The sequence below is a fragment of the Flexivirga endophytica genome, assembly GCF_014640635.1.
Lineage (GTDB): Bacteria > Actinomycetota > Actinomycetes > Actinomycetales > Dermatophilaceae > Flexivirga > Flexivirga endophytica.
In genome coordinates, this window is the sequence record NZ_BMHI01000004.1 from 289,804 (window position 1) to 300,783 (window position 10,980).

Consider the following 10,980-nt stretch of genomic DNA (forward strand, 5'->3'; position numbering starts at 1 on the left):
CAAGAAGGGTTCACCCATGACAATCAGCAGCGAATCATCAACAGCGCCAACGCGAATGGCGTCGGCTGCAGGGACTGAGACGATGCACGCCGTCGTCTATCACGGCGACGGCGGCAAGTCGTGGGACGAAGTACCCCGGCCGGTGATCGAGTCCGCCACGGACGCCGTCGTCCGGGTCGACGCCGTCACCATCTGCGGCACGGACCTGCACATCCTGCGCGGTGACGTGCCCGAGGTGTCGGCCGGCCGGATCCTCGGCCACGAAGCGGTCGGCACCGTGGTCGCGGTGGGTTCCGGCACCACCCGCAGCGTCGGGGACCGCGTGCTGGTTTCCTGCATCTCCGCCTGTGGGAACTGCAGCTACTGCAAGCAGGAGCGCTACGGGTTGTGTCAGGGCGGCGGTGGCTGGATCCTCGGCCACACGATCGACGGCACCCAGGCCGAGTTCGTGCGGGTGCCGTTCGCCGATCGCTCGACCCACCTCATCCCGCCGGACGTCAGTGACGAGGAAGCGCTGATGCTCGCCGACATCGGACCCACCGGTTACGAAGTCGGCGTCCTCAACGGTGGTGTCGAGCCCGGTGACACCGTCGTCGTGGTCGGCGCCGGTCCGATAGGCCTGTCCGTCATACAGAGTGCCCGGCTGTTCAGCCCGTCCCGGATCATCGCCGTCGACCGGGAGTCGGCGCGCCTGGATGCTGCGCAGCGGTTCGGCGCCGTCGTCGTGGTCGACAACACTCACGACGACCCGTCCGCTGTCGTGCGAGAACTGACCGACGGACTGGGTGCCGATGTCGCGGTCGAAGCGGTCGGCATCCCCGAGACGTTCGAGCTGTGCACCCAACTGATCCGTCCCGCCGGTCGGGTCGCCAACGTCGGCGTGCACGGCAAGCCGGCCACCTTGCACCTGGAACAGCTGTGGCCCCGTGACGTCACGATCACCACCGGACTGGTCGACACGTCGTCGACACCCATGCTGCTGCGGCTGCTGCAACGTCGCCTGCTGGACACCGGCCGGTTCGTCACGCACCGGTTCGCCCTGCACGAATTCGCCGAGGCGTATGACGTCTTCTCCCGTGCCGGTGACACGCACGCGCTCAAGGTCGTCCTCACCCGTTGACCGGACCGCAGCCATCTTCGGAGGTACCCATGCGACCGGCAACCGTCCGGATCCGTCCTTTCCGCGCGACGGACGGCACCGCCGTGCGTGCGCTGTTCGACCGGTGGAGCGATCAATCCACGTACTACCGGTTCTTGTCGGTGTCGCGCTCGCCGGCGGTGGGCTATGTCGATGCGCTGGGCGACCCGGAGCGAACCATGTACGCGGTGGTGGCGACCGGGGACACGGGCAAGGTCATCGGTGTCGGCTCGTTGCATCGAGCCGCGCACAACAGTGCGGAGTTCGGGCTCGCCGTGGACGACAGTGCTCAAGGGCACGGCGTCGGGACGCGGCTGCTGGCAGCCCTGTTGCGCAACGCGCGCCAGCAGCAGCTGGCTGTCCTGAACGCCTATGTCGAACCGGGAAACCACCGAATGCTGGAACTCGTCACCGACGAATTGCCCGATGCCACAAGAGAACTCCGTGACGGCGTCATCACCGTCACGGTGCCGGTGAACGCCGCCGTGCATCACTGGTCCACCCACGTCAACGCGGAGGTGTAGAAGATGAGCCACGACTTCGTGGGGCGCCCCACCGGGACACACCAAGCACGCCGGTCCCGGACACCGATTTTCCAAGTCCATGACAGTGGCAACGATCGGAGTGAGGAGCGGATCACCCTGGACGCGATCACCATTCGCGGCTTGCACAAGAGGTATGGCGATGCCACCGCGCTCGCCGCCCTCGACCTGCGAGTGAGAGAAGGGGAGGTGCACGGATTGATCGGACCGAACGGCGCCGGGAAGTCGACCACCATCCGCATCCTGCTCGGGTTGTTGCGTGCGGACTCCGGCAGCGCGCGTGTCCTCGGGCTCGATCCGTGGTCGCAGGCGACATCGTTGCACCGGTGCCTGGCCTACGTGCCCAGTGACGTCGCCCTGTGGCCCAACCTGACCGGTGGCGAGGCGATCGACCTGCTCGGTTCCCTGCGAGGCGGTGTGCGGCGAACTCGACGTGACCAGCTGATCGAGCGCTTCCAGCTGGACCCGACGCGCAAAGGACACACCTACTCGACCGGGAACCGCCAGAAGGTTGCGCTCGTGGCGGCGCTGTCCGCCGATGTCCGCCTGCTGCTGTTGGACGAGCCGACCCGGGGCCTGGACCCGCTGATGACGTGTGCCTTCCAGGAAGTGCTCGCCGAGCGCAAGCAGGAGGGCCAGACCGTGTTGCTGTCCAGCCACATCCTCAGCGACGTGGAGGAGGTTGCCGATTCGGTGACCATGCTGCGCGCCGGGAGGGCTGTCAGCAGCGACAGTCTCCAGCGGCTGCGGAGCCTGGCCCGGACCGAGGTGCGCATGGATCTGCGGACCGCTCCGACGCAGCGTCAACTGGCCACGCTCGACGGACCGCAGAACGTCGCTCTCAGTGAGCTGCCCGGCTCGGGTCCGGCACACTGCCGACTGACCTTCACCGCCGCCCCGGACCAGGTGGGCCACCTGGTCACCGCCTTGAACCCGAACGGCATCACCGCGATGGTGTGCACGCCTCCCTCGCTGGAAGAGCTCTTCCTGGAACAGTTCCGGTCGGCACCATGAACCACAACGCCGGAACCGCCACCTTGCTGAAGGTCGCCCTGCGCAGAGACCGGGCGATGGTCACCGTCACCCTGCTGCTGGTCACCCTCTTGGTCGCTTCCTCGGACCGGGCGACCCGCGATCTCTACCCGCACGGTGCCACTGTCCCGGCCGGGCTCGTCGCCACGATGCGCAACAAGGCGTTCGTGGCGATCTACGGGCAGCTCCCGCACGCGGCATCCATCGACGCCATGGGCGTCGCCAAGGTGCTGCTCCCCGCCGGACTGGCCGTCGCGGTCCTGGCGCAGGTGATCGTGCGCCGGCACACGCGCGCCGATGAGGAATCGGGGTTGGCCGAACTGATCGGCGGGCAAGTCGTCGGCCGGCACGCTGCACTGAGCGCCGCACTCGTGCTCGCGGCGGGGGCCGTCCTGGCCGGCGCAGCACTGTCGACCATCGGTCTCTGCCTCGTCGGTGCACCGGTCGGCGGGGCCCTGGACTTCGGCCTGTGCGTGACGGTCGTCGGGCTGACCGGCGCCGGGATCGCGGCGGTCAGCGTGCAGGTCGTGGGGAGCACTCGCGGCGCCGGACAACTCGGTCTCGGGGCGCTCGGCGTCCTCTACCTGGTTCGCATGATCGGTGACACCACCGATCCGGGGTTGAGCTGGCTCAGCCCCGTCGGATGGGCCGAGAAATCAGCACCATTCGCACAGAACAGATGGTGGATCGTGATTCCCGGTGTGGTCGTCTTCGCGCTGTTCGTGCAGGCGGCATACCTGCTGCTGGACCGCAGGGACCTCGGTGCCGGCCTGGTGCAGTCACGTCGGGGGAGGGGGCGCGGGCGGATCCACGGAGCACCGGGTCTGACCTGGCGACTGTTGCGTGGCACCGTCGCCGGGTGGCTCGTGTGTTTCGGCCTGCTCGGCATCGTCGTCGGCAGCCTGACCAGCACTCTGACGGCATCGGCCGACTCCGCGGTGCAGGACATGCTGCGCACGCTCGGCGGCGGACAAGGGTCGTTCATCAACCTCTATCTGGCGACCGAGATCTCGATCTGTGCACTGATCGCGACTGCATCGGGTATCGCCGTGACGGGCCACCTGGCCGCGGAGGAACGTGCTCAGCGGTTGGACCAACTGCTCGCCACGCCGCTCAGCCGCAGGCGGCTGCTCGCGCCATACGTCGTGGGCGCCGTCGCTCTGCCGGCCGGCCTGATGCTGGTGTTCGCCGGGCTGATCGGACTGGCGGACCGGGTCACCGCGTCCGGTACCCGACTCGACATGATCGCGCTGCTGCGGTCGGCCGCGGTCACCTTCCCGGCCATGTGGGCGACCATCGCCGTCAGTGTGCTCATACTCGGGATCCGCGCAGCCTGGACGCCGATCAGCTGGGCACTCCTCGTGCTGGCCGGGACCGTCGCACAGTTCGGTGGCCTTCTGTCCCTGCCGGCCTGGATGCGCACCTGGTCGCCCTTCGACCACCTCGCCGCCTTCCCCGCGAGCCGCGTCGATCTCGCGACCGTCACGGCGACGACCGTCGTTGCGGCGCTCCTGACCGCGGCCGGGAGCTACCTGTTCATGCATCGCCAGATCGACTGAGAACACACGGGTTTCGCGCAAGTCCCGACTTCGGGACTTTGGTCCATGTCGGAAGGGTCGCGCACCGGCGACAGTGGATACGTTCGAGCAGCCGTGTCGGACATTCACTTTCGCACTGACACCCAAGGAGTTTCACCATGTTCGCGTCCACCACCTCGGCGACGAGACCTCGGCGGCACAAGCCTGCTGGAAGCGCGGCCGAGCCGGTCAGGCGCGGCGCATGGTTCCAACTCGCCCTGGTGACAGTCGGATTCGCGATCAACTTCTGGGCGTGGGCACTGATCAGTCCGCTCGGCCCGCTCTTCAGCCCCGACAAGCACAAGCTCGCGCCGGCGGCCTACGACAAGGCTCTGCACTGGTTGCCGTTCAGCGACCACCACCCGCTCACCGCCGGCCAGGCGAGCCTGTTGGTCGCCGTGCCGGTGGTCGTCGGGTCGCTCGGCCGGATCCCGGTCGGGGCGCTGACCGACAAGTGGGGCGGGCGTGTCATGTTCCCGCTGGTCTCGGCGGTGACGATCGTTCCGGTTCTGGTGCTCGGCTTCTGGGCGCAGTCTTCCCTGGTCGCGATGCTGATCGCGGGTGTGTTCCTGGGTATCGGTGGCACGTCGTTCGCGGTGGGAGTGCCGTTCGTCAACGGGTGGTTCCCGCCGGAGAGGCGCGGTATGGCGATCGGCATCTTCGGCGCCGGCATGGGCGGCACGGCCATCAGCGCCTTCACGACGGTCAATCTCTTCAAGTCACACGGTGGGTCGACACCGTTCGTCGTCGTCGCCGTCGCGCTGGCGCTCTATGCGGTCGCCGCACACCTGTTGCTGCGCGACGCGCCGGAGCGCGCCATACCGACCACACCCTTGGTGAAGCGCCTCATCGGAACCGCCAAGCTGCCAGTCACCTGGCAGGCCGGCGTGCTCTACACGATCGGGTTCGGCGGCTATGTCGCGTTCTCGGTCTTCCTGCCGCTCTACCTGAAGAACACCTACACGCTCAGTGCAGCGGATGCCGCGACGAAGATGGCGGGGTTCGTCATCATCGCGGTCATCATGCGACCGATCGGTGGCACCCTCGCCGACCGGCTCGGTTCGGTCCCGGTGCTCGCGAGCTGCTTCGCGGTAGTTGCAGGGTGCGCGGCCCTCGCAGCGGGTGAGCCGCCTCTGCACGGTTACGGCACACCGGTCTTCCTGGTTCTGGCCGGGGCGCTGGGTGCCGCGTCGGGGGCGACATTCGCGTTCATCGCACAGGTTGCTGACCAGGCCCGAGTCGGTGGAGTGACCGGCCTGGTCGGTGCAGCCGGCGGCCTCGGCGGTTTCGTGCCACCGCTGGTGATGGCCTACATCTACAGCGCCACACGGTCCTATGCGATCGGCATGTGGCTGCTCGCCGCCTGCTCGCTCGGCGCTCTTGCTCTGGCCGTGACGGTTGTTCGGCATACCGCACTCACGGCCGCGGCACCGCCGGCCGGCGCTGCGTCAGCGCGGCGAGGTCTGGCCGACGTCCCCGGGACCAAAGGCCCTGCCAGCCATGGCTGTTCAGACGCGAGTGTGTGACCTATGCAAACATCGACACATCCACGAACCCAGCAACTTACCACCGAGCAGTGCATCGCGCTGCTCCAGGACGCAGCGATCGGCCGACTCGGCGTGATCGTCGCCGGACGCCCGGAGATCTACCCGGTCAACCACGCCGTCCACGAGGGCGACATCCTCTTCCGGACCGGCTCGGGCACCAAACTGGACGCCGCGGTCGGCGAGCACGTCGCCTTCGAGGTCGACGGCTACGACGCCGAGACGAAGACGGCATGGAGTGTGCTGGTGACCGGTTTCGCGACCGAGGTGGCCCGGCTGCACGAAGTCCTGGACCTGCTGCGGCTTCCGGTCTTCCCCTGGGAGCCGGGTGCGAAGCCCCACCTGATGCGGATCCACCCCGAGACGATCAGCGGCCGGCGCTTCGCTGCGGTCGACCTGTTGCGGACCTTCGCGACCTGACGGCCGCCGAGGTGGACACTCGGTGGGTGACGAAGCAGCCCGCGATCCGTGCACGCCACCCTCGATGTGTCGTTGCACGGCAACGCGGTGTTGCACGACCTGACCTTCGATGTGCCGGCGGGTGCGGTGGTGGGACTCATGGGTCCGTCCGGCTGCGGCAAGACGACCCTGATGCGTTCGATCGTCGGCGTGCAACGTGTGGCGTCAGGCGAACTCACCGTTCTCGGGCAGCGGCCCGGATCGGCCGCTCTGCAACACGACGTCGGATACGTCACCCAGGCAGTCAGCGTCTACCGAGAGTTGACCGTGTCTCAGAACGCGACGTATTTCGCTGCGCTGCAGGGACATTCGCGGGACAGCGCCGACCGGGCAATTGCAGCTGTTGGGCTCGCCGACCTGGCCGGTCGCCGGGTGGACCGGCTCTCCGGCGGGCAGGCGAGCCGGGCGTCGCTCGCCTGCGCACTCATCGGAGCACCTGCGCTCCTGGTGCTCGACGAGCCGACGGTCGGTCTCGATCCGGTCACCCGCGAGGAGATCTGGAGTCACCTGCAGTCGGTGGCTGCGCGAGGTGCCACGTTGCTCGTGTCGAGTCACGTGATGGACGAGGCCGCACGATGCGACAGCGTGCTGTTGTTGCGCGACGGTCGGTTGCTCGCGCATCTGTCTCCCGCCCAACTGCTCGACCGAACCGCCGCCTCGTCATACGACGAGGCTTTTCTGCGGCTCATCCGCTCCGAGGAGACGCCGTGAGCGCCCGGATCCTCGGCGCGACGATCCGCCGCATCCTGCAGCAGCTGCGTGCCGACCCGCGGACCGTGGCGATGATCATCGCGGTGCCGGCGCTGCTGCTGACCCTGCTCTACTTCATCTATGGCGGCGGTCCCGTGTTCAACCGAATTGCCCTGACAATGCTCGGGATTCTGCCCATGCTGGTGATATTCCTCATCACCTCTGTCGCCATGCTGCGCGAGCGGACCTCCGGCACGTTGGAACGCCTGCTGACCACCCCGCTGCACCGAGCGGATCTGCTCGCCGCATATGGCATCGCCTTCAGCCTGGCTGCCACCGCCCAATCGGTTGTGCTGGTGTGCGTGAGCGTGTGGGCCCTCGGTGTGACCACAGCAGGCCCGATCGTGTGGGTGCTACTGGTCGCGGCGGTCTCCGCCGCCGTCGGGGTGGCCACCGGACTGTTGGCCAGTGCCTTCGCGCGCACGGAGTTCCAGGCTGTCCAGTTCATGCCGCTGGTCATCGGTCCGCAGATCTATCTGTGTGGCCTGCTCGTTCCGCACAGCTCGATGCCGCGGTCTGCAGGCCCTCGCCGACATACTGCCCATGACGTATGCCGTCCGTGCGCTCACCGCCATCGGCGACCAGCCGTCACCGACGGGGGACGTGCTGCGAAACGTCGCAATACTCGCGGCGTTCGCGTCGGCGGCCCTCATCCTCGGCGCTGTTTCGATGCCGCGCCAAACCCGATGACCGCAGAGATACTGGGTGACAGCCGTCTTCAAAGAGCATGGACCAAGGACCTGCATCCGGTCAGGAGCGCATGCCGGCTCAGCTGGGTGCGTATGTCGCACTGTCGGGACCTTCGGCCCTCTTCCCGTCTCGGTGCGAGGGGCAACCTGAGTACATGACACAGACACACACACGAACACAGCAAATCACCGATCACGAGTTGAAGAGCAGCGTCACCGAGGAGTTGTCCTGGGCGTCCAACGTGAATGCCGATAACGTCGGCGTGTCCGTCAATAGCGGCGCGATCACCCTGTCGGGACAAGTGAACACGTACCCCGAGAAGTCAGCCGCGGTCGCGGCGACACTGCGCGTGGCAGGTGTCACCTCGGTCGCCGACGAGATTGTGGTGTGGTCCCATCAGGCCGCCCGCGACGACACCGGCATCGCGGCGCACGCCCGACAGGCCCTCGAAAGAAGCAGCTCCGTGCCTCGCACTGTGCAAGCCATCGTCCACGATCACCAGGTCACGCTGACCGGCACGGTTCCGTGGAACTATCAACGCAACGTCGCCGGCCGGATGATGGAGAACCTGCCAGGCGTGCACTCGGTGCAGAACGACATCAAAATCGTTCCGCAGCTGCCATTCGCCGCAGACTCGGCGAAGCTGAACATTCGGGCGGCACTGGTGCGGAACGCGCAGGTCGAGGCCGATCACATCCACGTCCATACCAACGGCACCGAGATCGAGTTGACCGGGACGGTGCAGACCTGGGCGGAGCGCAGCCAAGCGGGGCACATCGCCTGGAACACTCCTGGGGTGACGAAAGTGCACAACAACCTTCACATCGCCCGTTGAGAAGCCGACGCGCACCGTTGTGTCGTCAAACGCAGAGGTCCCTCGAAAAGTACTGAACGGTGGTCGATCTCGGGACTTTGGTCCATAGTCGCAGGCGTCGACCACGGCGACCATATGGTTCATGTTCCACATCACGTTCCACCTGGGTCGGCCGCTGGCCTGGATGTTCTCGAGTCTCCTCGCGGCAGTGGCCATCACCTTCGGGTCCGTACCGTCCGCCGCTGCCGTGCCGGCGACGTCCGTGACCTACCCGACCGGCTCGAGCGCAACCCGGTTCAGCGGCTTGGCGTTCGACACCTGCACCGCGCCCACGACCGCACAGATGATGGCCTGGCGCGCTTCCTCGTACCGCGGGATAGGCGTCTACATCGGTGGCGCCAACCGCACCTGTGCCCAACCTCAACTGACGGCGACCTGGGTCACCACCGTGAGCCGACAGGGGTGGGCCATCGTGCCGATCTACATGGGACTTCAGGCACCGTGCACCTATCGTCCCAACGCGCAGAAGATCACCCCGAGTCTTGCTGCGGCACAAGGCAAGTCGCAGGCTGCCGACGCCATCACCAAGGCACGCGCCCTGGGTATGCGACCGGGGAGCGCCATCTACGGCGACATGGAGCACTACGACGCGACGAATGCTTCTTGCCGCACGGCGGTGCTGACCTATCTGTCCGCGTGGACCAAGGAACTGCACCGACAGGGATTCGTCTCCGGGGTCTACGCACATCTCTACTCCGGCGCGCTGCACCTCTCCCAGACCTACAGCTCAACGGTCTATGCACGACCGGATGCGCTGTGGATCGCCCGATGGGATCTCAACCCGTCACTGACCGGTTGGTCGGGGATCTCGAACCTGCACTGGTCCAACGGTCAGCGCGGCAAGCAGTACCGCGGTGACCACACGGAGACCTGGGGCGGGGTGAGCCTGAACATCGACAGCGACCGTTTCGACGCGCCCGTGGCGACCGTCGGTCTGCCCTTCAAAGTCATCAGCACGGTGCCCCTGAACTATCGCAACGCACCGACCACGAGCGCCACGGTCCAGGGTTCCTACGCCCCCGGTACGACGCTGCGGGTGGTGTGTCAGACGTACGGAACCACGGTGCACAGCACCGCGGTCTGGGACCGCTTGAGCAACGGGGCCTACGTCACCGACTACTACCTCAGCACGCCGTCCAAGACGACATACAGCAAGCCGCTGCCGAAGTGCACCTATCCGTACCAGACCACTCCGCCGAGTCTGAACCGTCGTGCCGGCCCGGGACCGACCTACGCGCTACGCGGGACGCTGCCGGAAGGTTCGCTGGCCTGGGTCTCCTGCCAGTCGCGCGGATCGTCGGTCTACACGACTTCGGTCTGGGGCCGCCTCTCGGACGGTTCCTGGGTGAGTGACTACTACGTATCGAGCCCGAGCAGTACGACCTACAGCTCGCCCATCCGGCGCTGCTGAACGGGACCTTTGGCACCGGCGCCCGTGCGATCGGGCTCATGGTCTGCCGCTACGTTCCCGCGCTGGCAGACGTGATGAGTGCCCACCGACGGCGGGGCACTCCGCCTAACACTCGGCGATTTCGGTGTGCCGGTCGCCGTCGGCCGGCGTCGGCAGCACGACCACCGGACAAGCTGCCATCCGCGAGCAGTACTCGCTCGTCGAGCCGAGCGCCGCATGCCGGATCGAGCCGACCCCGTGACTGCCGATGACGAGCAGGCTCGCCCGCTGGGAGCGAGCCACCAGAACCTCCTCGGGGACGCCCGTCTCGATCTCCTCCGAGATCGGTGGCCCGTCGGACACATCGCTGCAGGCTTCCTTGACCACTTGGGCGCGGAGATCTTCCGCGGCCTGACCAGTGGCGGCACCGTACGAGCCGGCGTGCCACACCGTGACGGCCTCGATGGCGCAGCCGCGTAGAGACGCCTCGCCGATGGCCCAGCGCATCGCCCTCAGCGACCCCGTTGACCCATCGACGCCTACGACGATGACGCGGTTGTCGTGCTCGATCGACATGTTCATCCCTCCATCATGCTTCAGCGCCGCAGCACGGACTGTTCTCTGAGGAACTCGTCCACGTCGATCTCTCCGCGGGCGAGGCGCAGTCGCAGCGCACGCTCTGCCTCGGACAGAGGTTCCTGCGATCGATCCCGATAGCTCGCCCGGATCAGCACGATCGTGCAGGCGAGGAGCGCCACACCGACCACGAACCCGCAGACCGTCATCCAGGCGTCGGCGTTGTCGACCCCATCTGACCAACCCATCATCACGAACCTCCTACTGAACGATTTGCGACCAGCCTGACTCTCGGACACCGAACGTCACAGGGTCGAAGGTCCTTGGGCAGTGCGTCGATTCCGCAGCGATGCCTACTGATTCGGCCGGTGTCACCGGCTCTACATGGCGTCGCGAAAGACTGCACAT

General features: G+C 67.0%; 12 protein-coding genes. 10 read left to right on the forward strand and 2 right to left on the reverse strand.

Annotated features, from left to right (window positions below; all coding sequences use genetic code 11):
* The first annotated feature begins 82 nt into the window (after positions 1-82).
* From IEX71_RS13335 to IEX71_RS13380, 10 genes are all read left to right on the forward strand, one after another.
* The gene (locus IEX71_RS13335; protein WP_188837530.1) at positions 83-1,120 is read left to right on the forward strand and encodes an alcohol dehydrogenase catalytic domain-containing protein; all 1,038 of its coding nucleotides are present in this window, start codon (positions 83-85) and stop codon (positions 1,118-1,120) included.
* 29 nt (positions 1,121-1,149) lie between these two features.
* Positions 1,150-1,662, forward strand: a complete 513-nt coding sequence (locus IEX71_RS13340) for a GNAT family N-acetyltransferase (protein ID WP_188837531.1) — start codon at positions 1,150-1,152, stop codon at positions 1,660-1,662.
* 3 nt (positions 1,663-1,665) lie between these two features.
* Positions 1,666-2,694, forward strand: a complete 1,029-nt coding sequence (locus IEX71_RS13345; protein WP_188837532.1) for an ABC transporter ATP-binding protein — start codon at positions 1,666-1,668, stop codon at positions 2,692-2,694.
* The gene (locus IEX71_RS13350) at positions 2,691-4,271 is read left to right on the forward strand and encodes an ABC transporter permease (RefSeq protein WP_188837533.1); all 1,581 of its coding nucleotides are present in this window, start codon (positions 2,691-2,693) and stop codon (positions 4,269-4,271) included. The genes IEX71_RS13345 and IEX71_RS13350 overlap by 4 nt, the downstream gene beginning before the upstream one ends.
* A 137-nt stretch (positions 4,272-4,408) precedes the next feature.
* Complete coding sequence (locus IEX71_RS13355) at positions 4,409-5,815, forward strand: MFS transporter (protein WP_188837534.1); 1,407 nt, start codon at positions 4,409-4,411, stop codon at positions 5,813-5,815.
* A 3-nt stretch (positions 5,816-5,818) separates the two neighbouring features.
* Positions 5,819-6,253, forward strand: coding sequence for a pyridoxamine 5'-phosphate oxidase family protein (locus tag IEX71_RS13360; RefSeq protein ID WP_188837535.1), 435 nt, complete (start codon positions 5,819-5,821; stop codon positions 6,251-6,253).
* 48 nt (positions 6,254-6,301) lie between these two features.
* Positions 6,302-7,003, forward strand: coding sequence for an ABC transporter ATP-binding protein (locus IEX71_RS13365; protein ID WP_188837536.1), 702 nt, complete (start codon positions 6,302-6,304; stop codon positions 7,001-7,003).
* A complete protein-coding gene (locus IEX71_RS13370) occupies positions 7,000-7,890 on the forward strand; it encodes an ABC transporter permease (protein WP_229749715.1) in 891 nt (296 codons plus the stop codon). The genes IEX71_RS13365 and IEX71_RS13370 overlap by 4 nt, the downstream gene beginning before the upstream one ends.
* Positions 7,887-8,567: a BON domain-containing protein gene (locus IEX71_RS13375; protein ID WP_188837537.1), complete on the forward strand. Its 681-nt coding sequence runs from the start codon at positions 7,887-7,889 to the stop codon at positions 8,565-8,567. The genes IEX71_RS13370 and IEX71_RS13375 overlap by 4 nt, the downstream gene beginning before the upstream one ends.
* A gap of 121 nt (positions 8,568-8,688) precedes the next feature.
* Positions 8,689-10,017 carry a glycoside hydrolase domain-containing protein gene (locus IEX71_RS13380; RefSeq protein ID WP_229749716.1) on the forward strand — a complete coding sequence of 443 codons (1,329 nt, stop codon included), beginning with the start codon at positions 8,689-8,691 and terminating at the stop codon, positions 10,015-10,017.
* 105 nt (positions 10,018-10,122) lie between these two features.
* On the opposite strand, the gene IEX71_RS13385 is transcribed toward IEX71_RS13380, so the two are convergent.
* Together IEX71_RS13385 and IEX71_RS13390 are read right to left on the reverse strand one after the other, a co-directional pair.
* On the reverse strand, positions 10,123-10,572 hold the full coding sequence (locus IEX71_RS13385) for a universal stress protein (protein ID WP_188837538.1): 450 nt from the start codon (positions 10,570-10,572) through the stop codon (positions 10,123-10,125).
* 20 nt (positions 10,573-10,592) lie between these two features.
* Positions 10,593-10,820, reverse strand: coding sequence for an SHOCT domain-containing protein (locus IEX71_RS13390; protein WP_188837539.1), 228 nt, complete (start codon positions 10,818-10,820; stop codon positions 10,593-10,595).
* Between the last annotated feature and the right edge of the window lie 160 nt (positions 10,821-10,980).

Bases quoted from the DNA above. Each gene is read 5' to 3' on its own strand.
- IEX71_RS13340 (WP_188837531.1), top strand. From the start codon at position 1,150: ATGCGACCGGCAACCGTCCGGATCCGTCCTTTCCGCGCGACGGACGGC.
- IEX71_RS13375 (WP_188837537.1), top strand. From the start codon at position 7,887: ATGACACAGACACACACACGAACACAGCAAATCACCGATCACGAGTTG.
- IEX71_RS13360 (WP_188837535.1), top strand. From the start codon at position 5,819: ATGCAAACATCGACACATCCACGAACCCAGCAACTTACCACCGAGCAG.
- IEX71_RS13385 (WP_188837538.1), bottom strand. From the start codon at position 10,572: ATGTCGATCGAGCACGACAACCGCGTCATCGTCGTAGGCGTCGATGGG.
- IEX71_RS13350 (WP_188837533.1), top strand. From the start codon at position 2,691: ATGAACCACAACGCCGGAACCGCCACCTTGCTGAAGGTCGCCCTGCGC.
- IEX71_RS13335 (WP_188837530.1), top strand. From the start codon at position 83: ATGCACGCCGTCGTCTATCACGGCGACGGCGGCAAGTCGTGGGACGAA.
- IEX71_RS13355 (WP_188837534.1), top strand. From the start codon at position 4,409: ATGTTCGCGTCCACCACCTCGGCGACGAGACCTCGGCGGCACAAGCCT.
- IEX71_RS13345 (WP_188837532.1), top strand. From the start codon at position 1,666: ATGAGCCACGACTTCGTGGGGCGCCCCACCGGGACACACCAAGCACGC.
- IEX71_RS13380 (WP_229749716.1), top strand. From the start codon at position 8,689: ATGTTCCACATCACGTTCCACCTGGGTCGGCCGCTGGCCTGGATGTTC.
- IEX71_RS13390 (WP_188837539.1), bottom strand. From the start codon at position 10,820: ATGGGTTGGTCAGATGGGGTCGACAACGCCGACGCCTGGATGACGGTC.